Raw genomic sequence first — 24,329 nt, 5'->3', positions numbered from 1 at the left:
TTTGCCGGATGCCGGTGCCGACCTCACCTGAGGGATGCGCCACTCCGCGCGCGGTGCGACCTCCGCCGACGGGCCCGGCAGGCGCGGGGCGCTCGGTATCGTGAGAGGGATGCCACCTCTCCCGGACTGGCTGCGGCAGCGCAGCGACGACGATCTCGTCGCGCTGCTGCGCGCCCGGCCCGACCTCGCGACGCCGCCACCCGCCGACACGTCGGTGCTCGCCACGCGCGCCGGCGTGCGCTCCTCGGTGGCCCGGGCGTGCGAGGACCTGGACTCGTTCGCGCTGAGCACCCTCGAAGCGCTCGTGCTGCTCGACGCGGACACCGCCCCGGTGACGCTCGACGCGGTCGCCGAGCTGCTCGGATGCGACGTCACCGCGGCGCGCGCCCGCCGCTCGCTGGCCGCGTTGCAGGCGCTCGCGCTGGCGTGGGGCGACGAGGACGCGATCTCGGTGGTACCCGCGGCGCGCGAGGTGCTGCCGACCTTCCCGGCCGGGCTCGGGCGCCGCGCCGACGGGCTCGCCGACGCGGCCGACGTGCTCGCCGGGCTCGACGAGGAGGAGCGGCGGCTGGTCGACAAGCTCGCCGGGCCCTCGCCGATCGGGCGCACGAAGGAGGCCGCCGAACAGGTCCCGCTGGAACGCGCCACCACCCCGGTCCAACGGCTGCTGGCCCGCGGCCTCCTGCTGCGCCGGGACGCCGAGACCGTCGAGCTGCCCCGGCAGCTGGCGCTCGCGGTGCGCGGCGACCGGCCGATGGGCCCGGTCGAGCCGGAGGAACCGGCGCCGGAACTCGCCGACCACGGTCAGTCCGCGGTGGACGCCGCGGGTGCCGGGGAGGCGCTGGAACTGCTGCGACACGTCGAATCGCTGCTGCGCGCCTGGGACGAGGACCCGCCGGACGTGCTGCGCTCCGGCGGTGTCGGGGTGCGCGACGTGCGCCGCACCGCCAAGGCCGTCGAGATCGACGAGAACCGGCTGGCACTGCTGGTCGAACTCGCCGTCGCGGCCAACCTCGTCGCCAACAGCGAGGACGCCGAACCCCAGTGGCTGCCGACCGTCCAGTCCGACACCTGGTTGGCCTCCCCGCCCGAACAGCAGTGGGCGGCGCTGGTCGCCGCGTGGCTCGACCTGCCGCGGCTGCCGGGGCTGATCGGCGCCCGCGACGAGAAGGACCGGCTGCTCGGACCGCTCGCCGAGGACCTGCGCCGCCCGCTGGCGCCCCGCGACCGCCGCCGCGTCCTCGACTACCTCGACGAACTGCCGTCCGGGCACGGCGCCCGGCCCGACGACGTCGCCACCGTGCTCGCCTGGCGGGCGCCGCGGCGCGGCGGTCGGCTGCGCGACGACCTGGTGCGCTGGACGCTGCGGGAGGCCACCACCCTGGGCGTCGTCGCCCGCGACGCCCTCACCACCGCCGGTCGCGTGCTGCTCGCCGACGGCGCCGCCGAGGCCGCCCGGTACCTCGCACTGCCCGAACCGCTGGACCACGTGCTCGTGCAGGCCGACCTGACCGTGGTCGCGCCCGGACGGCTGGAACCCGACCTCGCCGCCGAGATGAAGCTCGTCGCCGACGTCGAGTCCGCGGGCAGCGCCACCGTCTACCGCGTCGCCGAGCACACCGTGCGCCGCGCCCTCGACGCCGGGCACACCGCCGAGGACCTGCACGCCCTGTTCCGCACCCGGTCGCGCACGCCGATCCCGCAATCGCTGACCTACCTCATCGACGACGTGTCCCGGCGGCACGGCCTGCTGCGCGCCGGAACCGCCGCGGCCTTCCTGCGCTGCGACGACCCGGTGCTGCTCGCCGAGGTGCAGGCCAACCCGAACGTCGCCGACCTGGAACTGCGGCGCATCGCGCCGACCGTGCTGGTCAGCCCGCTGCCGCTGGCCGACGTCGTCGACGGCCTGCGCGGCGCGGGATTCGCGCCCGTCGCGGAAGGGCCCGACGGCAACGTGCTCGACCTGCGCGCCGACGCGCGCCGCGTGCGCGGGCGCAACCGGCCGGCGCCGCCCGCGGCGATGAGCGCGCCCGGCGAGCGCCAGCTCACCGAGCTCGTCGCGCAGCTGCGCGCGGGCGACCGGGCCGGGGCGGCGCGGCGCGGCAACGCGGTGAGCCCGGAACGCGGCCGTCCCAGCGCCGAGGCGACGCTGCGGCTGCTGCGCGACGCCGCGCAGCAGCGGCGCAGCGTGTGGCTGGGCTTCGTGGACACGCACGGGGTGCGCAGCCAGCGCGTGGTGCGCCCGGTCAGCGTCGGCGGCGGCGTCCTCCAGGGCGTCGACACCGACAGCGAGGAGGTGGGCAGCTTCCCCCTCCACCGCATCACCTCGGTCGCCGTGGTGGAGGAGTGACGCGCTCGCCCGCGCTCCGCCGGGAGCCGAACTCCCAGGTCGGACGTCCGGTGGCTGACCTGCGCCGGGCTCGGGTCAGTTGCCGACCGCGGCCATGCGTTGGCGCATGGCGTGTTCGACCAGGGTGATCAGGGCCTGCTTGGTCGACTCCCGCTGGCGGGCGTCGACGGTGATCATCGGCACCGACTGGTCGATCGTGAGCGCTTCGCGCACGTCCTCCATGCGGTGGTGCAGCACCCCGTCGAAGGTGTTGACCGCGATGATGTACGGCAGCCCGCGATCGTCGAAGAAGTCGATCGAGGCGAACGCGTCGGCCAGCCGACGGGTGTCGACCAGCACGACCGCGCCGATCGCGCCGCGCACCAGGTCGTCCCACATGAACCAGAAGCGGTGCTGCCCGGGCGTGCCGAACAGGTACAGGATCAGGTCGGAGTCCAGCGACACGCGACCGAAGTCCATCGCGACCGTGGTGGTGACCTTGCCCGGCGTCGCGGTGAGGTCGTCGACCCCCACGCTCGCCTCGGTCATGACCGCCTCGGTGGTCAACGGCACGATCTCGGAGACCGAGCCGACGAACGTCGTCTTCCCGACGCCGAAACCGCCAGCGACGACGATCTTCGTCGACGTCTTGCTGCTCGCCACCGCTCGGGGATCAGAGCCTGCGAAGCCCACTGAGCACCCTCTCCAAGAACTCCATTGACGGCCGATCGCCGACGACCATGCCACTCTCGTGAATCAGGACCAGGCCGAGACCGGCCATGTCGCCGATCAACACCCGCACCACACCCAGCGGCAGGCGCAGGTGCGCGGCGATCTCCGCCACCGAACGGGCCTCCGTGCACAGCTCGGAGATGGAGCGGTGCTCGGGCCTGCCCGGCGACGACTGGCTACGACCGCGCTCGCTGGTCGTGACCAGCGTCTCGATTTCAAGATCATAATCGGTGCGGGTGCGGCCTCGCGTGCGGGCGTAAGGGCGCACCAGCGAACCGCCGTCGTCCAGCTCGTCCTCCCCCGGCGTCGGCAGGCTCGGGATGGCCGGCATCGAGTCGGAGATCGACGGCATGGACTGGGAAATCGGGGACATCGACTGGGAGATCGACGGCATCGACACCGACGGTGGCCCGCCGTCGGCCGGGCGCCGCTCGCCGCCGTCCTCCGCGTACGGGGCGTAGTTGGAACCGAACAGGTCGGCCCCGGGGCCGCCGAACAGCGCGCGGTCGTAGCCGCCGACCGCGTCGTCGCCGCTTTCCGGGGCGGGGTCCACGAAGTCGTCCTGCCAGGATTCCGCGCTCAGCCGCTTGTTGTAGAGGCGGAACAGGTCACCGTCCCAGCTCGGCTCGGAACCGGTGTTCATGGCGAGCTCCCCTCAGCTTTCCCCAGTGGTGGTCACCGGCGGACCGAGCCCTGCAGCTGCGCCCGCAGTTCGGGGGTCAGCTGCCGTCCGACCCGCTCCACCAGCAGCGTCATCTCGTAGGCGACCAGGCCGATGTCGGCGTTGGGCGCGGCGAGCACCGCCAGGCAGGAGCCGTCGCTGATGGACATCAGGAACAGGTAGCCCTGTTCCATCTCGACCACCGTCTGGGTCACGTCACCCGCCTCGAAGCACCGGGCCGCGCCCTGGGTGAGGCTGACCAGTCCGGACGCCACTGCGGAGAGCTGCTCGGCGCGGTCGCGCGGCAGCCCCTGGGACCCCGCGAGCAACAACCCGTCCGCGGAGACCACCACCGAGTGGGCGACGCCGGGGACGCGCCGGACGAAATCGGTGATCAGCCAACTGAAGCTGTTGCTGCTCATCGGTTGCTGCACGGACCCGTTCACTCCTGCTCCTCGGGACGGCTCGGGATCGAGCGGGATTCACCGGTAACCGGTTCTGCCTTGGCGTGCCGGCCCCGCCGGACACCCTGCTGGAAGTTCGACATCCTGCCGCGAACGGCCTCCGCCGAACGGTTCGTGGCGGGTTTCCGCCGCGCGGCCGGTTGCGACGGGGACGCGGCCGAACCCGGCACCAGGTTCGACTTGGGCACCCGCTTGGGCAGCCCCGCCGCCGTCGTCTCCTGCACCTGCTGGGTCTGCTGGACCAGGGCCTCGGCCGCCTTCCAGCCGACGTCGGCCGAGCCCCACCCCGGGTCCGGGGTGCTGGTGCGCGGGTGCTCGGTGACGAGTGGTTCGGGTTCCGGTTCGGGTTCCGGCTCCGGCTGGTCGACCGGGGCGCTGCCGTTCACCGGGACCTCGGCGGGTTCGGGCTCGTCGGCCGGGAACGCACCGGGCACCACCGGTTCGTCCACATCGGACTCGCGGAACCACTGCGACAGCACGGCCTCGTAGATGGGAAGACGCTGTGTCGGCGCGTCGTCCATGTCCCAGGACGCCCCTTTCGACTCGTCGGCTGTCGCCGGCGGGTCGTCGCCCTGGTTCACGGGTGCGGAGTCCGCCGACGCCGGCTGCTGCCGGTCCTCCGTGGCGCCCTCGGAGTCCCCGGGCCCGATGTCGTCGACCGAGTCGTCGACCTCGATCCTGGACAGCTGCGTCGTCTTCTCCGCCTCGAAGGGGCTGCGGAACAGGTCCGAGCCGGTGACCCCGCACTGGCCGTCGAGGCCGTCCGGGAAGGCCGGCTGCGCGGCCTCCTCACCGGGCCATTCCTCCGCGCGGACACCGTCGTCCGCGAGCGCCTGATCCTCATCCTCCCACCGGGGGACGTCGGAAGCGCCGAACGCATCGCCGGTGGACATCCGCACGGAATAGCCCGTGGACAGCGCGGCGGACGTTTCTTCAGGCGCCGCACCGGTTTCCGCGAACTCGTCGACCACCGGGGTGGGCTCCGCCACATCCGGCAGCGGCGCCCGCTCGGTCGGGGGATCCACGTCGGCAGCGCGGCCCGCTTGGCCGAACGCGGCGGCCAGGCCGAGGTGCGTGCCGGTCTCGGTCAGCGAGTCGCGCCGCTCGTCGCCGGGGGCGCGCGGCACGTCGGGCATCGGCTTGGGGCCCTCCGGGGTCATCTGCACGACGTACTCGCCGGACAGCTGCACCGTGGCGGTCGCGCCGCCCTCCAGGTCGCCGTTGTTCTGCAGCTGCACGGTGATGTCGTGGCGCCGCGCCAGCTGGCCGACCACGAACAGGCCCATCCGGCGGGATACCGCGACGTCGATCTCCGGGGGCCGGGTGAGCCGCTCGTTGATCTCGTCGATCTCCTCGGCGTCGATGCCCACGCCGCGGTCGCGGATCTCGACGACCAGCTCCTGGCGGCGGTAGGCGGTGCGCACCGTCACCTCGGTGTCCGGGTTGGAGAACACCGTGGCGTTCTCCAGCAGCTCGGCGACCAGGTGGATGAAGTCGTTGACCACGCGGCCCTGGATGCCCAGGTCGGGCGAGTCGACGACGGCGATCCGCGCGTACTGCTCCACTTCGGACACCGCGGCGCCGATGACCTCGCTGAGCGGCACCGGGCGCATCACGCGGCGGGTCAGGTCGGTGCCGCCGAGGATGAGCAGGTTCTCGTTGTTCCGCCGCATGCGGGTGGCCAGGTGGTCCAGTTCGAACAGGCTGGACAGCTGGTCCGGGTCCTGCTCGTCCTGCTCCAGCCGGTCGATGAGCGCCAGCTGGCGCTGCACCAGGGTTTGGCTGCGGCGGGCGAGGTTGACGAACAGGTCGTTGACGTTGGTGCGCAGCAGCGCCTGTTCGGAAGCCAGTCGCAACGCCTGCTGGTGGACCGCGTCGAAGGAGCGGGCGACCTGGCCGATCTCCTCGCTGGTGTGCACCGGGACCGGCGGCACCGAGACCTGGCCCGAGCTGCCGGGGTTCTCGTTGATCTGGTTGATCGCGTCGGGCAGGCTCTGCTGCGCGATCTCCAGCGCGCCGTAGCGCAGCGTGCGCAGCGGGCGCAGCATCGAGCGGGCGATGAACGCCGCCACGCCGAACGCGATGACCAGCAGCATCAGGACGAGCAGCGAGTCGCGGATGACCGCCCACTGCGCGGAAGAGGCGTAGCTGTCCGCGTCGTCGTGGAACTCGGTGAGCAGCTGGCTCTCCACGTCGCGCACCAGGTCGGTGCGCACCCCGGACTGCTGGCTCCACTCCAGCGGGTCGACGCCCAGCGAGTTGCCGCGGTCGCCGTTGATCAGCGCGGTCTGTTCGAGCTGCTGGGTGCGGTCGATGGCGGCGCCCGCGACCTTCGCCGAGTACAGCGCCTGCTGCTGCGGCGTCGCGGAGTTCTGGAACTCGGCGTAGGCGGCCTCGTAGCGGGCGTCGGCGGCGCGCACCGCGTCGGTCTGCCCGGTGAGGAACTCGCCGCGCAGCGCGGCGGCCAGCAGGATCGAACGCTCCTGGGCCAGCTGCTCCTTCATCCGGCTGACCGCCTCGACGGTGCGCGCGGCCTGGTTGACCTGGGTGTTCGCCGCCGAAGTGGCGACCGCCCGGTCGATCTGCAGCACGCTGTCGAGGATCGAGTCGTAGGCGACGAGCGCCTGCGGGCTGGTGAAGCCGTGCGAGACGGTGTTGCGCAGCGCGCCGAGGCTGTCGAGCCGGTTGTTCGCGCTCTGGTAAGCGGCCCGCACCTCCGGCGTCAGATCGGAGGTCTGGCCGCCGAACGCCCGGAACTGCTGCACGGCCTGGTCGACGCGCTGCGCCTGGCCGTTGTAGTCGCCCATGCCGGGGCCGTTGCTGGTCGTCTGGACGACGGCGAAGTCGCGCTCGCGCTGCAGCTCGTGGGTGAGATTCGCGGTCCGCTGGGCCAGCTCCACCTGTTCGACGATGGTGTGCAGGCGTCCTGCCGTGGACAGGCCGTCGTACACGCGAACGCCGCCGACGCCCAGCGCGGCCAACGTCGGCACCAGCAGAACAGCGGCCATCTTGTACCGGAGTCGCCAGTTGCGCAGCCACCAGCGCTTGTTTCGGGTGGCGGCCTGGGGGCCGACCGGGCGCGCGGCTTCGCCGGCTCCGGTACCGGGGTCGTTGTTGAGCATCCCTGTTTCCTGCGCTGCGGCGGACATGTGCGGCACCGCCACGGCTAGTCGCCCATCCGTGCCGGCGCGGTGTCGATCATTGTGGCGGGAGCGTGGTCGCGTGCCGACGCGGTGTCACCGTCGGCGGACGAGCCGGTCCGGGCCGGGTCTGCGCACCCGGTCGAGCCCGCGCGGACCCTGACTCTGTCGGCCGGGCTGCTCATCACGCTCCTCGATCACAACCTTGTATTCCCCCGAAGCAGAGGCCAGTCACCTCGACGGGCGAGACTATACTTAACTGCCCGTCACAAGTCAGGCCCCCAGAGCGAGTCTTCATCGCTCGCTGGAGTGGTGTAGACAACACCTTCCCCACGTGTGACAACGGCCTAGTTACAGCTGGTTGTTCGTGGTGGTTCAACCTTCTACAGTTCACCTGCACCCTCGCTCACCAGGTCTTCGGGAGACGTCATGCTTGCCCGCCGGGCATTTCGCCGTGCCCGCCGAGCGTGCGCAGTCGGTGATCGCGCCCCCGGGCGCACACACGCCTCCACCCTCGTTCAAGATGGACTTTTCGGGCACGCATGAATCCCGTTCGGCCTCACCAGGCGACGTGCCTCGCCGCCGTGCGGCGCGCACATCTCACCCGATGCCAAGGAGGAACCCGATGAGTCCCGGATCCCGTCCCGTTCCGCGACGAAACCTGCTCAAGATCGCCGGTGGAGCGGTCGCCGCGGGCGCGCTGATGGGCGCCGGCGGTTGCGGACTCCTCGGCGGTTCGAAGTCGGCGGACGGTGGGAACGGCCAAGTCGAGAAGGCGCACCTGCGCGTCGGCGCGCTGCCGGTGAACGACCTCGCCCCGCTGCACCTGGCGGTGCGCAACGGGTACTTCCAGCAGGAGGGGCTGACCGTCGAGATCGTCACCGCCCCGGACGGCAGCGCCGCGCTGAACAGCACCATCGGCGGTGACTACGACATCACTTACAGCAGCTACGTGCCGTTCTTCCAGGCGCAGGCCAAGGGCGTGGCGCAGCTGAAGATCGTCGCCGACTGCGCTTCGGCGGCCCCGAACACCACCGTCGCGATGACCTCGCCGGGTTCCAAGATCCGCAAGCCGCAGGACCTGTCCGGCAAGACGATCGCCATCAGCGGCATGAACACGATCTCGGAACTGCTGATCAAGGCGACGCTGCAGGCCTACGGGGTGAACCCGGACAAGGTCAAGCTGGTCCCGATCCCGTTCATCAACATGCCGAGCGCGCTGGCCCAGGAGCGCGTGGACGCCGCGCTGCTCACCGAACCGTTCATCACGCTGGCCGCCCGCGACAGCGGCGCGGTGCCGGTCGTGGACACCGACACCGGTCCGCTCACCGACCTGCCGCTGACCGGCTACGGCGCCACCGCGCAGTTCTGCGACCAGAACCCGAAGACCGTCGCCGCGTTCCAGCGGGTCATGGACCGCGCGGTCGCCGAGTCGCAGGACCGCAGCAAGATCGAACCGCTGCTCCCGGATTTCGCCAAGATCGACAAGGAGACCGCGTCGATCATCACGTTGCTGAAGTTCAACTCCCACCCCGATGCGACCCGCCTGCAGCGGGTGCCGCGCCTGATGAAGGAGTTCGGCTTCATCAACACCGATCTCGACGTGGCGAGCATGATCGTCGCGCCGCCGCAGAGCTGACGTTGAACGGACCATGAACAAGACAAGTCGGGGACTCATCGGGCTGCTGGCCTTCCTGCTCGTGTGGGAAGCGTTCAGCCGGTCCGGATTCGTTGCACAGCAATACCTCCCACCACCGTCCACAGTGTTCACGCGGTTCTTCGAACTGCTCGGGGACGGTTCCTTCCTGCTCGACGTGATCGCCAGCGTGCTGGCCTGGGCGATCGCGCTCGGCATCTCCGTGGCCATCGCCGTGCCCCTCGGGTTGCTGCTCGGCAGCGTGCGCGGCATCCGGGTGGCCACCCGCGCGATCATCGAATTCCTGCGCCCGATCCCGTCCGTGGCACTGATCCCGCTGGCGATCGTGCTGGTCGGCGCGGGCCCGGAAACCAAGATTTCACTCGCCGTCTACGCCGCGGTGTGGCCGATCCTGTTCAACACCATCTACGCGCTCGACGAGATCGACCCGCTCCTGGTCGACACCGCGCGGTCGTTCGGCCTCGGTCGCGCCCGGGTCATGTTCACCGTGATGCTGCCGAACTCGGCGCCGTTCGTGCTCACCGGGATCCGGATGTCCGCGGCCGTGGCGCTGATCCTGGTCGTCAGCACCGAGTTCCTGGCCGGCGGCAGCGGCGGTCTGGGCAACTTCGTGCTCGACGCCAGCACCGGCGCCGGCCGGATGGACCTGGTGCTGGCCGGAACGCTGACCGCGGGGATCATCGGCTACCTGATCAACGAGGCCCTGGAGCTGCTGCACCGGCGGGGCCTGCGCTGGAGCGTCACCGGGAAGGACGCGTCATGATGCGGAGCTTCGTGCAGCGCTGGGTGGTCTTCGTCTGCGCGGTGGTCGTCTGGGAGCTGGTGACGCAGTTGGCGGCCAGCCCGTTCTTCCCACCGCCGAGCCGGATCGCCCAGGCGGCCGGGCAGCAGTGGTTCCTCAGCGACACCGTCGTCGGCGACCTGCTCGCCAGCCTCGGCCGCATCGCGGCGGGCTGGCTGATCGCGGTCGTGGTCGGCGTCGCGATCGGCACGCTGCTCGGCCGGTCGCGCACCGCGCTGGACTACTTCGGACCGCTGTTCGCCTTCATGCGGGCGATCCCGCCGCCGGTGCTCGTCCCGGTCTTCCTGGTGCTGCTGGGGATCGGCGCACCGATGCAGATCACCGTGATCGTCTTCGGCGTGGTGTGGCCGATCCTGCTCAACACCGTCGACGGCGTGCGGTCGGTGGACCAGGTCAAAGTGGACACCGCGCGGTCGTTCCGGATCCCCCGCGCCCAGTGGGTCTTCGGCGTGGTGCTGCCCGCGGCGACCCCGAAGATCTTCGCCGGGCTGCGGGTGAGCCTGTCACTGGCGCTGGTGCTGATGGTCGTCTCGGAGCTGGTGGGCTCCACCGACGGCATCGGCTACCGGCTGATGTTCGACCAGCGGCAGTTCGACTTCCCCGCCATGTGGGCGGGCATCGTCCTGCTGGGCATCCTCGGATACGCGCTCAACACCGCGCTGCTGGCGGTGGAACGCCGGGCGCTGAGCTGGCAACCTGCGCAGGCCACGCCTGCGGCGAGCGGAGGCTGACGCGAAATGAGCGAGACCACGACCATGCTCGACGTGTCCGGGCTCGGGCACCGCTACGGCGGCGCGCACGGCCACGTCGCCATCGACGACCTGACGTTCCAGGTCCGCACCGGCGAACTCGCCTGCATCGTCGGGCCGTCCGGCTGCGGCAAGTCGACGCTGCTGCGCGCGATCTCCGGACTGATCAGCGCCAGCACCGGCGAAGTGCGGCTGCACGGCGACCCGGTGCGCGGGGTGCCGTCCGACCTGGCGGTGGTGTTCCAGGACTACAGCCGCTCGCTGTTCCCGTGGCTGTCGGTGCGGTCCAATGTGGAGTTCCCGCTGCGGTCCCGGGGCCTGTCCAAGGCCGAGCGGCGCGCCCGCGCCGACGAGGTGCTGGAGTGGGTCGGCCTGTCCGCCGCGGCCCGCAAGTACCCGTGGCAGCTGTCCGGCGGCATGCAGCAGCGGGTGTCGATCGCCCGCGCCCTGGCCTGCCGACCGGCCCTGCTGCTGATGGACGAGCCGTTCGCCTCGGTCGACGCCCAGACCCGCTTCGAGCTGGAGGACCTGCTGCTGCGGGTGCGCAAGCAGTTCGACAGCACGGTCCTGCTGGTCACCCACGACATCGACGAGAGCATCTACCTCGCCGACCGCGTCCTGGTGCTGTCCAAGTCCCCGGCCTCCATCGTCGCCGACCTGGAGGTCGACCTCGGCGAGGACCGCGACCAGATCACCACCCGCGAGTCGGACACCTTCATCCACCTCCGCAGCGAGGTGGCCCGCCTCCTCGAAGTCCGCACCGGGACACCGGCGGCCGTCGAGTCCTGACGGCCTCGGCGGTCGGCCGGTGCGGCGCTGCACGGCGGGGAGGCTCCGCACCGGCCGACTCGGGGTGGCTCGACGCCGCCGTCGGGGTCGACGGCGCCGAGCCGGGTCTACAGCGATTCCAGCCCGCGCAGCAGCTTCCGGAGCAGTTCCTCGTCGTGGGCGGGGAATTCGACGGGAGGCCGGGGTGCGGGCTCGCGCAACCGATGTCGACCCCGGTAGTGCTCGGCTTCGACCTGTTCCCGCAGCTGCCACACCGTCGTGGCACCCGCTCCCGCCCCCGCGTGCTGCGGTCGGCGCGGCCGGTACTGGGCGCGCCGGATTCCCAGCGACAGCACGGAAATCAGCGCAGCGGCGATCCAGAAGTGCGTCATCGTCCGTCCTTCCCGAATTCCCGGCGAGTTCGCGCACTCGACATCTGTGCGCCCGCCAGCCGGTGCGCTTCGGCGTTGCACGTCGCACACGTCGGCCACAGCCAAGCGACCGCGGTGTTCTCCGCGATCACGCCGTCGCCGCACAGCGTCGTGACCGCGGTGCCGGTCGGGTAGTTGCCGACCGCGTGCTTCTCGTCCGCACTGGCGTGCCGCGCGCCACCAGCCGGAACCCAGTGGAAGGGGTGAGGCGAGTAGGGCATGGGGTCTCCGCTTCGGAGTCACTTCAGGCCAAAATTGGATCGAAACCAGATTGCTGGATCAGATCCACTTGGGCAATCGCTCGCACGGGCGATCCTGGCGGCCGAGCCGCATTCCTAGGATTGGTTCATGACCGGATCCAGGCCGGGCAGCCCGAAAGCACGAACACTCGGCGCTGAACTGCGGAAAGCTCGGGAAGATGCAGGCATCGGCGTCCGTGAACTGGCTCGGCGCCTCAACCGGGGACACGCATGGGTCACACGAACCGAAGCGGGTACGCGCGCTGTCACTCCCGAGGACGTGACCGGAGTCGTGGTCGCACTCGGAGTCTCGGGACAGGAACGGGACCGCTTGGTCGGATTGGCCCGCGAGTCTGACGGCCCGGACTGGATCCACACCGGCATTCCCGGTGTCCACCAAGAGCTCGTGACTCTGATCGAGTACGAGCGCACCGCCAGCGCGATCTCCGAGGTCGCCCCTCTTCTGCTCCCCGGACTCCTGCAGACGCCCGACTACGCACGCGCTGTCATGGCCGGACTTCCTGCCGGCGAGGTCGAGACACGTGTGGCGATGCGAGCGAGCCGACGCGACATGCTGATCAGCCGCGACGCTCCCGAGTTCGAGGCCATCATCCTGGAGACCGCGTTGACGACGCCGATCCTGAGCGGCGAACCCGCGGTCGACCAGTACCGGCACCTGCTGAAACTCGCCGAGCTGCGCAACGTGACGATCCGGGTGGTCCGCACGACGCCACCTCGTTGGACGCCAGCCCACGAAGGCCGCTTCATCATCTTCGAGTTCCCGAAAGCGTCACCGATCGTGCACCTCGAACACATCAAGTCGTCCGCTTTCCTCACATCACCCGACGTTGTCGAGGCTTACCGAACGACACTGGGTACTCTCCGCGAAATGGCGATCACTCCAGCGGGGTCCGCGGAGTTCATCGCTTCGTGCATCGAACGAGCCGAGGAGGACGCACGGTGACACAGCAACCCACGGGATGGCGAAAGTCGACACGGTCCGGTCAGAACACGGCCTGCGTCGAGGTGGGCCGTGTCGGCAGCGGCGCGGCCGTGCGCGATTCCAAGGACCGCGCCGCCGGGTACTTCACCACCACCGCCGCCCAGTGGACGGCCTTCGTCGGGGCCGCCAAGGACGGTCGGTTCGACCGCTGAGCCGGAGCCGTCGCGCGCGACCCCGGCCCAGCGGTGCGGGTCAGTACAGGTAGCGCTGGCCGGGGTCGACCTTGACGTGCAGCAGGGCCGGGCCGGTGCGGTCGCCGAACTCCTCCGACAGCGCTGCGCGCAGGTCGTCGGGGGTCCGGACGAGGGTGGCCGGGCAGCCGAGGCTGGTGGCCAGCGAGACGAAGTCGATGCCGCCCAGGTCGACGCCGGGCAGCTTGTCGCCGCCCGCGGCCTCGCCGAGGACCGCGACCGCCGCGTACCGGGAGTTGTCCATGATCACGAACGTGACCGGGGCCTGCTCCCGGACCGCCGACCACACCGCCTGGATGCCGTACATGCTCGACCCGTCGCCCAGCAGGGCCACCGTGCGGCGCGAGCAGTCGGCCATCGCGACGCCCACCGCCGCGCCGATGCTGTAACCCAGCGCGCCGGAGAACCCGGTGAAGAAGCCGCCGTCGGGCTTGCGGATCGGGAAGTGCTCGTGCAGGTCGTTGCGGTGGCTCGGGGTCTCCTCCACCACCACCGCGTCCGGCGGCAGTGCCGCGGCGATCCGGTCGAAGACGTACGCCGCGGTCATCGGAGTGGACGCGGCGGGTTCGGCGGGCCGCTCGTAGGGCGTCGGCATCGCCCGGTCCACCGGCGCGACCAGCTCGTTCACCTGCCGGACGGAGTGCCCGAGGGCGCCCAGCACGCCGCGGCCCTCGCGGGCCCGCGCCAGCACCTCGGCGTCGTCGTGGACCAGGAACAGCTCCGGCAGCAGGACGTCGGACTCGCCCCGGTAGACGTGGTAGGTGAAGGCGGGCGCGCCCCAGACCACCACCAGGTCGTGGTCGGCCAGTTCGGCGGCCAGCGCCCGTTGCTCGGGCTGGAGGAACCCGGCGAACTGCGGGTGGTCCTCGGGGAACGAGCAGCGCGGCGACATCGGCGCCACCCACACCGCCGCCCGCGTCTTCTCCGCCAGCTCGACCATGTCCCCGACCGCCGCGTCCGCGTCGACGCCCGGTCCCACCACGAACGCCGGGCGTTCGCAGCGGCGCAGCGCGTCGGCGAGCTCGGCGACCGCCGACGGGTCCGGTGCGAAGGCCGGGGTGCGCGGGCGGGCCGTCACCGGCACGCCCGGCTGGTCCCAGTCGTCGGCGGGGATCGACACGAACACCGGCCCGTACGGCGGAGTGGTCGCCAGCTGGTGCGCGCGCACCAGTGCGGCGGGCACGTCCGCGGCGCGCGCCGGTTCGTAGCTCCACTTCACGTACGGCCTGGGGAACGTGGCGGCGTCGGTGGCGCCCAGGAACGGCTCGTCGAACATCAGGGTCCGGGTCTGCTGACCAGCGGTGATGATCAACGGCGTGCGGTTGCGGTAGGCGCTGAAGACCGCGCCGAGCGCGTGCCCCACTCCCCCGGCCGAGTGCAGGTTGACCAGCACCGGTTCCCGCCGGGCCTGCGCGTAGCCGTCGGCCATCGAGACGACCACCGACTCCTGCAACCCCAGCACGTAGTGGAAGTCGTCCGGCCACCCGGTCAGGAACGGCACCTCCGTGGTCCCCGGGTTGCCGAACACCGTCGTCAACCCGAGTTCCCGCATCAGGTTCCGAGTGACATCACGGACCGTGGGGTCCCCGCTGCTCATCGCGCCCTCCCTCGCTCGTGCGGACAACCCCGCCCCACCTGCGGGGTTGCCTCCACACGACATCACACGGGAGGCGGTCTGAACCAGATAGCGTTGGTCACTGCGAGGGGCGGCGAGTGCAGATCGTGGTCGCCGGTTCGGGGTACACGGTGTACTGCTCGGAGTCGGGTGCGCAGTCCGCCTCCCCTCTCGCGTCGTGGGCCACGGTCGTCACCTGCGCGGCGGCGTCGGAGTCGCTGCACGGCACCTTGGTCTCGACGCCGACGCCCAGCGGGATGTTCAGGCAGTCGCCGGCCGCGACGTCGGGGACCAGGCACAGCCGGGTCCCGCTGCGCTGGCTCAGCGTCGCGTAGACGTCCGGGCACCGGGCCGAGCCCGCGATCACCTCGGCGATCGTGAAGTCCGACTCCGGGCTGCCGCACGCGGCGAGCTCCCAGCTCGGCGACGCCGTCTCGGCATCCACGACGTCGACGCACCGGCCCGCCTCGGGAGTGCCGGTGCTGAACATGAAGTAGGCGCCCACCGCGATCACCAGCCCGATCGCGAGCGCGCCGAGGTACACCGCGGAACCGATCACCCGGCCCGGCCGTCGCGGTCGCCCGTGGGGCCGCGGCCCCCACTGCTGCCGGTAGGGCCCGTGCCGCGGAGGCTGGTCCATGGTTCCCTCCGAAGATGATCAACGTGGTGACGCAACTTATGCGACCCCGCCGCCGCGCGGACCCGGAACGGCGAAAAAGGAGGCAGGACACATCCCGAGCCCGCCGAACCCGGTGGAATACTGGTCGGCGGTCCGGCCGTTGTCCCCGGCATCGCCGATCACCTGCGCATCCACGACCCGAGGGAGCCCGCACCCGTGACCGACGGACCCCTGATCGTCCAAACGATCAAGACTGATTCGCATCGTACCTGAGACGCCTGCGTGGCAGCTCTGCGCGGTTCAAACCACGGGTCACTGCGCCGTGCACCTAGCCTGGACGCCTGACGTGGGCGATGCTTTCCCGCAGCGCTTCGCTGAGGTCCTGCACAACCCGCGGCTGCGGCACTTCCGGAGCGGGCTCGTGGGCGAGCTTGGCGTCGATCAGCTCCTCCAGCGCCTCGCGATACGTGTCGCGGTACTCCGACAAGTCGACGGCGGAGATGGAGAGCGCGTCGAGGAGCATGTCCGCCATCTGCTCGTCTTCCGGGCGCAGCTGCGGTTCCTCCTGGCTCAAGAAGGCGAAGTCGGGGCGGCGCACCTCGTCATGCCACAACAAGGTAGTCAAGACCAGGACGTCGCCAGCGACTCGGATCAGTGCCAGGGATTCCCGCTTGCGCAACGCGGTCTTGGCAATCGCAACGCGGCCGGACTTCTCCAGGGCGTTACGCAGCAGCACGTACGGGCGGACACCGCGGTCACTGGGGTCGAGGTAGTAGCTGCGGTGAAACAGCAGCGGATCGAGGGAGTCCTCGGGTACGAAGTGGTGGACTTCGATGGTGCGGGCCGTGGGCAGTGGTAGGTGGTCCAGGTCAGCATCGGTGATCAGCACGACTCGGCCGTCGGGGGTTTCGTAGCCACGGCCGACTTCAGCCCAGGGCACGACCTGGTTGTCGATCTCGCAGCGTCGGTCATGGCGAATGCGGCCGTAGTCAGGGATATGGACCTGCCGAAAGGAGATCGTCCTCGACTCGGTCGCGGCATAGACCCGGATCGGGATGGAAACCAGCCCGAAGGCGATCTGTCCGTGCCAGATGGCCTGCATGTCTCCCTCCCGCGCCGAAGAGCCCCGGGGCGGGTCGTCGTCTCTGCAACGAGACTGGCGGGCATGTGCCCTTCCGCTCCGGGGCGTCTCCCAGCGTGGTGCGCACGCCGCGGTGCGTGCAGGGCTGAAGGACCCGCCGAGCGGGATGCGATCATGCTTCATCACGTCGCATACTGAACACGTGTTCGACGAACGTACGCACATGTTCGTCATCGATGCCCTGGCCCCGACTCCAGCGGCCGAAGATCGAATCAGCGTCGATGACGCGCTCGGCCAGCACGGACCGGAAGACCACGCGATCGTTGATGCCGCGAGCCCAGTTCGCCGCGCGGTAGACATCCCGCGTGGCCCGCAGGAATCGAACGCTGATGTTCTCGGCCTGGTCCTTGCCCGCATCCCGTAGCGCCTCGCACGCGGCGAAGGCGCGCTCTGGCCAGTGCCCACCGGCCATCACCGCAGGTAGCGAGATCACCGACCACAACTCCAGGTCCCGGTTGGACACCATCGGCGCCAGCTCGTCTTCGACCTGGTCCAGGACCTCGCTGACCGCATCGTCGCTGGCCACCGACGCAGTCCAGGCCGCCAACTGCGCAGCGAGATCATCGGCCACCGGGCCGTCGCGCCGGGGGCGGAACGAGGCGGGACGTTCGTGCGGCATCGCCTGCTGCATCGACACTACGAAAGTGCGCGACAGCAAGGCATCCGGCAGCGCGGCACGGGCCAGGCCAGCCCAGACGATCGGGGCGAACGTGGTGTAGCTGATGGCTTTGCGCTGGTCATTGGTGTCAGCTCGGACAGCGTCCTGGCCGCGTCGGTATCCAGAGTTGAGCACCGCGGTGATGCTGCTGGTGTCCTGGCCCCGAGCGGCGTAGAGGTTGTCGACCTCATCCAGACCTAGCGGCACCGGGACGTCGGGCTTGTTCGGGTCGGAGTCCTCATACGTCATGGCGTTGATCGTGCGCAGGACTGAGGCCGCTGTCGGGTCAACGGCCAGCCGTCCTTGCGCCAATCGGCACACCAGATCCAAAGCCAAGGTCTTTCCCGATCCCGGCACCGTGGACAGGAAGCCCAGTCGTGGCGCGACGTCGGCTGCGTCCGAGCGACGGACGAAGTAGCACGTCGCCACCCACAGCGTGATCACGTCGAACCAGGTTGGCGGGTCGATGAGCAGGAACCGGCGCAGGAAGGCGTGGACGGCATCCAGCAGGTCCGCGGGGTCACCGACGAAGTCCCCGTGGCCGCTTGCGGGCCGGGCTTGCCTGATGGCCTCGGCGAACTCGTCGGCGAAGCGCTCGCGACTCTGGCGGTACCAGTCGGCGAGGTCTCCGCACGCCGTCGGAAGGGCAAGCTGGTTGGCCGTGATCCCGAGGGCGGCCAGGTGCTCGGCGAGGTGGGCGTTGAACTGCTGCCCGGCCTCGTCGGCATCCCCGGCGAGCACGAGCTGGCGTCCTGCGGCACCGGCCGCGATCGCCTCGGCGGTGGCGCGGCGGCGTGCATGCGATGCCCCGGCCACCGCGACGGCCGTGTAGCCCGCGGTGGCCACGACGAGTCCGTCACTCGGCCCCTCGGTGATCACGACCGGTCCGGCGGCCTGGGTGCGGAACCATGCCAGGTGTGTCCACCGCTTGCCTTCGGGGTTGGTCAGTCCGGCCCATCGGTTCGGGTCCGCGCCGGAGAGGTCGCGGCCCTGGGCACCGTGGGCGATGCCCTCGACGGTGTAGAAGGGCACCACCAACCTGGGATGTTCGCGGAAGGACTCCGAGGCGTGCACGAACGGCGCAGAGCCGTCGTCGAACCCGAGCCCCAGCTCCCGTCCCACCGGCTCGGTGATGCCGAAACGTTCGTGGGCATAGGTGGCGGCCGGTGAGTCGGCGAAAACCGCTTGGGCACGGCCCAGGTAGGCGGCAAGCGCGGCAATGTCGGCGGTGCTGAGATCTTCTGCTGGCGCCGCGCTCGCGGTGATCTCCCCGTCGACGTCGAACAAGTCCGCCCAGGACAGACCGACCTGCTTGAGCATGGTGGCAACGTCGCAGCCCTGAGATCGGCAGTGCAGCACCGCCTTGCGATCCCGGCTCACGCTGATCAACAGGGACGGGTGACGGTCGCCGTGCACGGGACACCGCACCACCCACCCGTCGCTGCGCTGCTCGGCGGGTCCGCCCGCGGCGAGCCGCTGTACCAGCGTGTCGATGTGCACCGCTACCTCCGTGCTGTTGTTCCGTGCTCCTGGATGTGCAGGCGGTAGGTCGCCGGGTCGGCCGCCTTCAGGGCCTCTTCGGCGTCGCGCAGCCGTGCCACCAGACGTGCGTGGTTGTCCACAGTGCTCACCGCAAGGCAGTCCGCGGTGCGTAAACGAGGGCGCTTCGCCAGCACGACGAAAAACGGCTCACCCTTGTTTGCTGCCTCGCGCTGGGCTTGGCGCACCCACTCCAGTACGTCCCATGCCCGGTGGGCCTTGACCTCGACGGCGTGCAGGTAGATGCCGTCCAAGTCACCGATGTCGGCAACGCCGTGTTGGGCCAAACGGCGGACCGGTGTGCCGAGGACATCCGAGTAGTACTGCGCACAGCGGGTTTCCCAGTTGGTTCCAATCGCTCGGGCTCGGCTCATGCGGTCTCGCCTGCCAGCTCGGCGAGCCGACGCCGGAACAGAGCGAGCCTGCGCACCGCGTCGTCGCGCTCAATGACCAACCGGGCAAACGTCGTGTGGGCAGCCTCGGCGTCCCCGCGCCACCGGTCGCGCTCGCTTCGCATGACCTCGTAGCGCTCCGTCGCCTCCTCCAGCTGAGCGTCCCGTGCGGTGATCTCCCGCTGGGCATGCTCCAGCTCGTCGCACAGGACACGGATCGATTCGTAGGCGCGGTCCAACGCCGACAGCGGCGACGGTGCTGCCCCCGTCCCTGGACAGCTGGGGAACTGCACGTACAGGGTCAATGGCGATCTCCGATCTCAGGGGTGTTCGGTGACGGCGGGAAATGCCGTCGCCGCCGCGGGCGCGCGGTGTAAGGGCCGGTGGGGACCTCGATGTCAGGGCGTTCGGGATCAGCAGGCATGCAGACCTCCTGGGACGCGACAACGCCCCGGCTTCCCCCGCTGGGAACGGCCGGGGCGCTGGGGCAGACGAGAGTTATGCGGCGTCGTCCAGCGCAGAGGTCTCGGCGGTGATGTCGGTCAGCGCTGGGCGGTAGTACTCGACGCGCTGGCCCGTCTTCGTGGTGAACTCCACGTGTTCCAGGGCCAGTGTCAGCCGGATCCGGCAACCGCCCTCGGCGGCCTCGGCGGCCTCGGCGATCGCGTTTTCGATCTCGTGGAGTTCCTTGGTCAGCGTCCACGAGCTGGTGCGGTAGAGGAAGAAGCCCAGCTCCTCATCGGCGGCCAGCCGCGCTTTGAGCGTGATCTCCGGCTGCGGACCGGTGCCCTTCTCCGCCTGGGCCTTCCGCACGTCGTACTCACGGGGGCACCCGCAGGGCTGGCCGCGGTCTTCGCCGTCGACGAAGTACACGCCGTCGCAGGCGTGGATGATGCCCTTGCGGCCCCACAGCACCATCCGCGATCGCAGCGCCTCCGGACCATCGAGAACCAAGCCCACCCGGGAGGACTCTGAGAGGACTTGCACGTTGTTGGGCTTGTCGGTGTCCCACTCCTCCGGCGTGCCGCCGAACAGCTGCGCGATCCGCTCGCCGACCTCGCGGTCGTCGGTGGTGAAGCGCCACTGCGACAACGCCAGCGGCTTGGTCTTGGTCATCATGCCGCCGTGGATGTAGCCCACGACGTCGTCGACGAAGCGGCTCCGGGGACGCGGCTTGGCGTCGGGATCAGTCTCCCAAATCCGAAGACTCATACACATCTCCCATCAGAAAAACAGGATCGAGACAACACTCAGGATCAGGACAATGCCGACCAGGTCTTCAGCCGTGAGCTCGAACGAGCATGGGCGTTTCAGCGCGCCACCTTCCGCCGCTGTGACCCGGTCGACGGAGTCGATTCGTAATCGGGCTTTCCGATCACCGTTTTGGCCACCGAGTGATTCCAGTCGAAAACCTTGCGCAGATGCAGGAAATAGCCCAACACCTCTGCGTCAATACGGATCGGAACCAGCCTCCAGCCCTCCGGGCGCACATGCAGCACTGCCCCGGCATGGATCTCCGGCATCGCCACGATGGCCCCGTCCTGTTTGATGATCCGGTCGGCATAGGCGTAGGCGCTGAGTTGGAGTGCGACGTCCTCGTGCACGCCGCTGCGGGTGGTTTTCACATCAAGAATCAGTGTTTCGCCGTCGATGTCGCAGATCGCGTCGAACGAGCCCGCGTAATCATGTTCGTCGGACCACACAGCATCCTCGATGTGGCGGTATTCCGGTTCGTAGCGACCGTGGAAATCGTGGATGTGATCGAGGTACGGACGCAGATCCGGGTGGACATTACGGACGGTCTCGCCGCGGGCGATTCGTTCGAATAAATCGTGCACCTCGGTGCCGATGTCGGCTGCGGCCTTGGTTGAGCGGCGGTGCGCACCCCGCATGTAGTCGATCGCGCCGTCGCGATCCGACAGCGCGAGGTCCACGATGGACCCGAGGTTGTCGATGGCGTTTTCGGCGGTGAGCTTCGCCGCCCAGGGGACCAGGTAGGGCTTCGGCAGCATCGCGATGATGCTGGTCACCGATGGTGCTTTCTTGCTGCTGTCGGCCGGGTCGACGTAGAAGCGACTCCCGGAGCGGTTGAGTGTCTGAATGCCTGGCATGTGTGGTCCTCACGTTGGCTGTGGTTGCACCGGGGTAGGGGGTGCTGCAATCGGCCAGGTGGGCACACCGCCAACAATGATCACTCGAATGGAGCAGTCCTCAGAGACAACAACAGCCCGCTTCCCCTACAGGAAAGCGGGCTGTTAGCACGCAGTTGGCGACCAGTGCTAGAAGATCTCGCCGATCTCGTCGCGCCGTTCACGCACCAGTGTTTCCAATCTGCTCAACAACTCCACGACCGTTTCGCGCTCCGATGAGTCGGCATCATCCAACTGGGACAGTTTGAGCTGTTCCACGTCCCGAATGAGCTGATTGACATTGTCAGCCACACGGGAACGCCGGAATGCACGCTCACGCGATCGACGGCGGTCGTATTTTTGTCGAGCGGCTATGTGAGCTGGTGCGTCACCAAACCCATAGGTGCGACGCGTTTCGTCACTGATTTCGGGGTCTTGAAACAGTAGCTCGCCGACTTTATATTTCACCGAGTCGGGAACTTTGAGAGGCGAGTCCGACGTACCAGCTTCTTCGCGGATGTGTCGAATGATCGACTTGTATTGTGGGGTTTTCCCACGCAGGTCCATATTGCCGTCGAGTCGACGACAGTTCTTTCGGAACCACAGGATGTCTTCAGCCAGCTTATCGACCGCTAGCTTCTTTTGTTCCTCATGTGGCGCTTCGTGGATATTGCGGAGATGGCGAGCTGCCGTCGTGATGCGACTGCGAAACTCGTCACTGATGCCCTCGTCGGCACTCGGGGTGTTCACAGTCGCGCTCCTCACCTACGGGTGACATATCCGTGATGAGCCTATCAACGGTACGCCAGTCCCCTTGACTAGGCACGATGGTAAGCGGGTTCGCGCGGAGACACCGAGCGCTTCACACCTGCATGGATGCGGCTATTGATGATCATGAAACGAATTTCGTGGCGTCGCTGATTGTGGCGCATCCGGCACAGGCCATGGCTGTATCCAGCTCGGAGATGATCCGCCCCAACACCCGTGCGGCACCCTCTTCGCCGTGAGCCAGTCCGAACGCGACCTGGCGGCCGACCAGCACGCTGTCGGCGCCGAGCGTGAGCGCGCGCAGCACGTCGGTGCCGGTGGTGATGCCGGAGTCCACGGCGATGCCCGCGTGCATCGGCATCTCCGTCACGCGTGCGGCCACGGCGGGCAGGACGTGTGCGGTGGCGGGTGCGGCGTCCAGCTGGCGACCGCCGTGGTTGGACACGACCATCCCAGCGGCGCCCCGGCGCAACGCCTGCTCGGCGTGAAGCGGGCTCAACACTCCCTTGATCCACACGGGCAATGGGCTGTCTTCTATCAGTCGCTCTACGTCGTCCCACGTCATCCGTGGGTCGATGGTCGTGTCGGCGATGGCCGGGATCGGCGGGGTGAACCCGGTTGCGTTCTCCCAGTCCGAGCCGTGCCGCAGCGGGGTGTCGATGGTCAGGACCAGCGCCTGCGCGCCCCACTCCACGGCACGATGGGTGAGGTCGGTCTGGACGGCCTTGTCGACCAGCGGATACAGCTGCAATGCCCACTGTGCGCCCGTGGTCGCCATGCCTTCGATCCGCTCGGTGGACATGCATGAGACCACGATCGGCAGCCCGCAGTCCGCGGCGGCACACGCCAGTGCCCACACTCCGTCCGGGTGGATCGCGCCCAGGCCGCCCATCGGGGCGATGGCGATCGGTGCGGCTGCGGGCATCCCCAGCACCGTCGTCGCCATGTGCCGCTGTCCGACGTCAGCGGGCAGCCGCGGGGTCATCTGCACCGCACCCCACGCCTGCCGGTTCCGCTCGGCTGCTGCTCCGTTCCCGGCGCCGCCCGCGACGAAGGCGAATGCCGGTTCGGGCAACGCCGCGCGTGCGGCGGCGACCTCGGCCGCAGGGCCCCGGACGTGCTCCGTGGCGGTCACCGGGTCACCTCCTGCCGCGCGGGAGGCACCAGCCACGCGGTCGCCCCGGTCAGCAGCAGCACCACCGCCGCGCTGACCGGCTCGGGCATGTGCACCCCGTACAGGCTGGAGATCCAGGTCGCCACCGTGCCCGCCGCACCGGCCAGACTGGCGGCGGTGACGTTGCGCTCGGGTACCCGCCGCCGCGGCGGCACCGGCTTGGTCTCGTTCCGGGGCGCTTCGGGTGCTGGTGCGCGCGACGGCGCGGCGTCGGGTGCTGACGCGGTGTCGCCGGGTTCGGGCACCGGATGCGGCAAGGGCACAGGCGGCACCTGTTCCGGTTGCGGCGCACCTCCACCACCAGCGTCTCCGAGGATCTTGGCGGTGGAGTCCATGATCGCGTCCCTCAAGTTGGTCCTGTTGCGGTCTCCGGGGATGCGGCTGGGTTCGGCTGCGGGGTCCAGAAAAACGTGGTGCAAGGCGGCCAAGCGCCGATCCAGATCGTCGAAGAGACCCTTGATGGTCTTGCGAGTCCCGTTCCAGTCGGTGAATTCGTCGTCGAGGTTCAACTCGTCTTCTCCCCTCAAAGCATGTGCGACGTCGGCGCGGAAGCGGTCGAGGTCGACGTGCCCGGGGTCGACCTTGCCGGTCACGGAGGTTTCCCTGTGGCCGCGCGCGGCTTCCGGCGGGCGGCCGAGGTGGCGCAGGAGCGCGGCGCTGACCCGCACAGCCGTGTCGTATTGGGCCTGGCTCGGAGCTTCGTCCCCGGAGTAGTCCCACTCCACCCCGATATAGAGAGTGTTGCCGTCTCCGGCCGGATTCGGCCCGGACGCCCGCGCCTTCCCGGCGTGGTTCGCCCTCCCTGCGGCGATGACGTGCACGGTGCCGTCGGCGCCGATCAGCAGATGGCACAGCGGCCCGGACAAGTCCGGGCGCCCCTCCACGCAGACGTTCACCGTCGGTGCGGGGCGGGCGGCCGACGAGCGTGTGGCGGTGTGGTGATTGAGCACGCCGACCGGGGCAAACGCCCCGCGCACGCCGCGCTGCTCCCAGCCCGGCGTCGTCACCACCGTGATCCCGGCTGCACGAAGGATACGGGCGAAATCGATCACGACCGCTCGCCCCCGTTCAGCAGCTCACCGAGGTCTTCCACGGGGTTCGGAGTGGGCGGCAGGCGGCGGGTCAGCT

24 protein-coding genes are annotated in these 24,329 nt (G+C 69.7%); 7 read left to right on the top strand and 17 right to left on the bottom strand.

What is annotated here, in order from left to right:
• Positions 1-109: 109 nt before the first annotated feature.
• Positions 110-2,350 carry a helicase-associated domain-containing protein gene (locus tag NV263_RS02465; RefSeq protein WP_263250744.1) on the top strand — a complete coding sequence of 747 codons (2,241 nt, stop codon included), beginning with the start codon at positions 110-112 and terminating at the stop codon, positions 2,348-2,350.
• Positions 2,351-2,425: 75 nt separating this feature from the next.
• Here NV263_RS02465 and NV263_RS02460 read toward each other — a convergent pair whose 3' ends face one another.
• Genes NV263_RS02460 through NV263_RS02445 form a run of 4 tightly spaced genes read right to left on the bottom strand, consistent with a single transcriptional unit; the run spans position 2,426 to position 7,308 of the window.
• A complete protein-coding gene (locus NV263_RS02460; protein WP_263250743.1) occupies positions 2,426-3,022 on the bottom strand; it encodes a GTP-binding protein in 597 nt (198 codons plus the stop codon).
• Complete coding sequence (locus NV263_RS02455; protein ID WP_263250742.1) at positions 3,003-3,704, bottom strand: DUF742 domain-containing protein; 702 nt, start codon at positions 3,702-3,704, stop codon at positions 3,003-3,005. Before NV263_RS02455 ends, NV263_RS02460 begins: the two co-directional genes overlap by 20 nt.
• 32 nt (positions 3,705-3,736) lie before the next feature.
• Positions 3,737-4,144 (bottom strand): roadblock/LC7 domain-containing protein, encoded by a 408-nt coding sequence (locus tag NV263_RS02450; protein ID WP_263254015.1) that lies wholly within the window; start codon positions 4,142-4,144, stop codon positions 3,737-3,739.
• A 20-nt stretch (positions 4,145-4,164) separates the two neighbouring features.
• Complete coding sequence (locus NV263_RS02445) at positions 4,165-7,308, bottom strand: sensor histidine kinase (protein WP_263250741.1); 3,144 nt, start codon at positions 7,306-7,308, stop codon at positions 4,165-4,167.
• A gap of 643 nt (positions 7,309-7,951) precedes the next feature.
• On the opposite strand from NV263_RS02445, the gene NV263_RS02440 reads away from it, so the two are divergent.
• Genes NV263_RS02440 through NV263_RS02425 form a run of 4 tightly spaced genes read left to right on the top strand, consistent with a single transcriptional unit; the run spans position 7,952 to position 11,323 of the window.
• Positions 7,952-8,965 carry an ABC transporter substrate-binding protein gene (locus tag NV263_RS02440; RefSeq protein WP_263250740.1) on the top strand — a complete coding sequence of 338 codons (1,014 nt, stop codon included), beginning with the start codon at positions 7,952-7,954 and terminating at the stop codon, positions 8,963-8,965.
• A gap of 13 nt (positions 8,966-8,978) precedes the next feature.
• A complete protein-coding gene (locus tag NV263_RS02435; protein ID WP_263250739.1) occupies positions 8,979-9,746 on the top strand; it encodes an ABC transporter permease in 768 nt (255 codons plus the stop codon).
• A complete protein-coding gene (locus NV263_RS02430) occupies positions 9,746-10,516 on the top strand; it encodes an ABC transporter permease (protein WP_263254013.1) in 771 nt (256 codons plus the stop codon). The genes NV263_RS02435 and NV263_RS02430 overlap by 1 nt, the downstream gene beginning before the upstream one ends.
• A 6-nt stretch (positions 10,517-10,522) precedes the next feature.
• Positions 10,523-11,323 (top strand): ABC transporter ATP-binding protein, encoded by an 801-nt coding sequence (locus tag NV263_RS02425; protein ID WP_263250738.1) that lies wholly within the window; start codon positions 10,523-10,525, stop codon positions 11,321-11,323.
• A gap of 107 nt (positions 11,324-11,430) precedes the next feature.
• On the opposite strand, the gene NV263_RS02420 is transcribed toward NV263_RS02425, so the two are convergent.
• Both NV263_RS02420 and NV263_RS02415 read right to left on the bottom strand, forming a co-directional pair.
• On the bottom strand, positions 11,431-11,694 hold the full coding sequence (locus tag NV263_RS02420; RefSeq protein ID WP_263250737.1) for a hypothetical protein: 264 nt from the start codon (positions 11,692-11,694) through the stop codon (positions 11,431-11,433).
• Positions 11,691-11,954 carry a zinc finger protein gene (locus NV263_RS02415; RefSeq protein WP_263250736.1) on the bottom strand — a complete coding sequence of 88 codons (264 nt, stop codon included), beginning with the start codon at positions 11,952-11,954 and terminating at the stop codon, positions 11,691-11,693. Before NV263_RS02415 ends, NV263_RS02420 begins: the two co-directional genes overlap by 4 nt.
• 127 nt (positions 11,955-12,081) lie before the next feature.
• Here NV263_RS02415 and NV263_RS02410 point away from each other — a divergent pair, with 127 nt between their 5' ends.
• Together NV263_RS02410 and NV263_RS02405 are read left to right on the top strand one after the other, a co-directional pair.
• Positions 12,082-12,936: a helix-turn-helix domain-containing protein gene (locus NV263_RS02410; RefSeq protein ID WP_263250734.1), complete on the top strand. Its 855-nt coding sequence runs from the start codon at positions 12,082-12,084 to the stop codon at positions 12,934-12,936.
• A complete protein-coding gene (locus tag NV263_RS02405; RefSeq protein WP_263250732.1) occupies positions 12,933-13,127 on the top strand; it encodes a DUF397 domain-containing protein in 195 nt (64 codons plus the stop codon). The genes NV263_RS02410 and NV263_RS02405 overlap by 4 nt, the downstream gene beginning before the upstream one ends.
• Before the next feature lie 40 nt (positions 13,128-13,167).
• Here the strand turns inward: NV263_RS02405 and mdlC are convergent, their stop codons facing one another.
• The 11 genes from mdlC to NV263_RS02350 all read right to left on the bottom strand — a co-directional run bounded on the left by mdlC (position 13,168) and on the right by NV263_RS02350 (position 24,253).
• On the bottom strand, positions 13,168-14,763 hold the full coding sequence (gene mdlC / locus NV263_RS02400; protein ID WP_263250731.1) for a benzoylformate decarboxylase: 1,596 nt from the start codon (positions 14,761-14,763) through the stop codon (positions 13,168-13,170).
• A 97-nt stretch (positions 14,764-14,860) separates the two neighbouring features.
• Positions 14,861-15,421: an LppU/SCO3897 family protein gene (locus NV263_RS02395; RefSeq protein WP_263250730.1), complete on the bottom strand. Its 561-nt coding sequence runs from the start codon at positions 15,419-15,421 to the stop codon at positions 14,861-14,863.
• A 307-nt stretch (positions 15,422-15,728) separates the two neighbouring features.
• Positions 15,729-16,502 (bottom strand): non-homologous end joining protein Ku, encoded by a 774-nt coding sequence (gene ku / locus NV263_RS02390; protein ID WP_263250728.1) that lies wholly within the window; start codon positions 16,500-16,502, stop codon positions 15,729-15,731.
• 151 nt (positions 16,503-16,653) lie between these two features.
• Entirely contained in the window at positions 16,654-18,699 is a 2,046-nt protein-coding gene (locus tag NV263_RS02385; RefSeq protein ID WP_263250727.1) for a DUF3631 domain-containing protein, read from the bottom strand.
• Positions 18,700-18,701: 2 nt separating this feature from the next.
• The gene (locus NV263_RS02380; RefSeq protein WP_263250726.1) at positions 18,702-19,112 is read right to left on the bottom strand and encodes a hypothetical protein; all 411 of its coding nucleotides are present in this window, start codon (positions 19,110-19,112) and stop codon (positions 18,702-18,704) included.
• On the bottom strand, positions 19,109-19,435 hold the full coding sequence (locus NV263_RS02375; RefSeq protein ID WP_263250725.1) for a hypothetical protein: 327 nt from the start codon (positions 19,433-19,435) through the stop codon (positions 19,109-19,111). Before NV263_RS02375 ends, NV263_RS02380 begins: the two co-directional genes overlap by 4 nt.
• A gap of 193 nt (positions 19,436-19,628) precedes the next feature.
• Positions 19,629-20,342: a recombination directionality factor gene (locus NV263_RS02370; RefSeq protein WP_263250724.1), complete on the bottom strand. Its 714-nt coding sequence runs from the start codon at positions 20,340-20,342 to the stop codon at positions 19,629-19,631.
• 98 nt (positions 20,343-20,440) lie between these two features.
• Positions 20,441-21,241 carry a PD-(D/E)XK nuclease family protein gene (locus tag NV263_RS02365; RefSeq protein ID WP_263250722.1) on the bottom strand — a complete coding sequence of 267 codons (801 nt, stop codon included), beginning with the start codon at positions 21,239-21,241 and terminating at the stop codon, positions 20,441-20,443.
• A gap of 168 nt (positions 21,242-21,409) precedes the next feature.
• Positions 21,410-22,009, bottom strand: coding sequence for a hypothetical protein (locus tag NV263_RS02360; protein ID WP_263250721.1), 600 nt, complete (start codon positions 22,007-22,009; stop codon positions 21,410-21,412).
• 142 nt (positions 22,010-22,151) lie between these two features.
• The gene (locus tag NV263_RS02355) at positions 22,152-23,162 is read right to left on the bottom strand and encodes an alpha-hydroxy acid oxidase (RefSeq protein WP_263250720.1); all 1,011 of its coding nucleotides are present in this window, start codon (positions 23,160-23,162) and stop codon (positions 22,152-22,154) included.
• A complete protein-coding gene (locus tag NV263_RS02350) occupies positions 23,159-24,253 on the bottom strand; it encodes a peptidoglycan recognition protein family protein (protein WP_263250719.1) in 1,095 nt (364 codons plus the stop codon). The genes NV263_RS02355 and NV263_RS02350 overlap by 4 nt, the downstream gene beginning before the upstream one ends.
• Between the last annotated feature and the right edge of the window lie 76 nt (positions 24,254-24,329).

The sequence above is a fragment of the Saccharopolyspora rosea genome (assembly GCF_025643595.1).
Taxonomy (GTDB): domain Bacteria; phylum Actinomycetota; class Actinomycetes; order Mycobacteriales; family Pseudonocardiaceae; genus Saccharopolyspora; species Saccharopolyspora rosea.
This window is presented reverse-complemented; position numbering and strand designations above follow the sequence as displayed.

Coding starts and splice junctions, on each gene's coding strand:
- NV263_RS02465 (WP_263250744.1), top strand. CDS start 110: ATGCCACCTCTCCCGGACTGGCTGCGGCAGCGCAGCGACGACGATCTC.
- NV263_RS02455 (WP_263250742.1), bottom strand. CDS start 3,704: ATGAACACCGGTTCCGAGCCGAGCTGGGACGGTGACCTGTTCCGCCTC.
- NV263_RS02450 (WP_263254015.1), bottom strand. CDS start 4,144: ATGAGCAGCAACAGCTTCAGTTGGCTGATCACCGATTTCGTCCGGCGC.
- NV263_RS02445 (WP_263250741.1), bottom strand. CDS start 7,308: ATGCTCAACAACGACCCCGGTACCGGAGCCGGCGAAGCCGCGCGCCCG.
- NV263_RS02440 (WP_263250740.1), top strand. CDS start 7,952: ATGAGTCCCGGATCCCGTCCCGTTCCGCGACGAAACCTGCTCAAGATC.
- NV263_RS02435 (WP_263250739.1), top strand. CDS start 8,979: ATGAACAAGACAAGTCGGGGACTCATCGGGCTGCTGGCCTTCCTGCTC.
- NV263_RS02430 (WP_263254013.1), top strand. CDS start 9,746: ATGCGGAGCTTCGTGCAGCGCTGGGTGGTCTTCGTCTGCGCGGTGGTC.
- NV263_RS02425 (WP_263250738.1), top strand. CDS start 10,523: ATGAGCGAGACCACGACCATGCTCGACGTGTCCGGGCTCGGGCACCGC.
- NV263_RS02420 (WP_263250737.1), bottom strand. CDS start 11,694: ATGACGCACTTCTGGATCGCCGCTGCGCTGATTTCCGTGCTGTCGCTG.
- NV263_RS02415 (WP_263250736.1), bottom strand. CDS start 11,954: ATGCCCTACTCGCCTCACCCCTTCCACTGGGTTCCGGCTGGTGGCGCG.
- NV263_RS02410 (WP_263250734.1), top strand. CDS start 12,082: ATGACCGGATCCAGGCCGGGCAGCCCGAAAGCACGAACACTCGGCGCT.
- mdlC (WP_263250731.1), bottom strand. CDS start 14,763: ATGAGCAGCGGGGACCCCACGGTCCGTGATGTCACTCGGAACCTGATG.
- NV263_RS02395 (WP_263250730.1), bottom strand. CDS start 15,421: ATGGACCAGCCTCCGCGGCACGGGCCCTACCGGCAGCAGTGGGGGCCG.
- ku (WP_263250728.1), bottom strand. CDS start 16,502: ATGCAGGCCATCTGGCACGGACAGATCGCCTTCGGGCTGGTTTCCATC.
- NV263_RS02380 (WP_263250726.1), bottom strand. CDS start 19,112: ATGAGCCGAGCCCGAGCGATTGGAACCAACTGGGAAACCCGCTGTGCG.
- NV263_RS02370 (WP_263250724.1), bottom strand. CDS start 20,342: ATGAGTCTTCGGATTTGGGAGACTGATCCCGACGCCAAGCCGCGTCCC.
- NV263_RS02365 (WP_263250722.1), bottom strand. CDS start 21,241: ATGCCAGGCATTCAGACACTCAACCGCTCCGGGAGTCGCTTCTACGTC.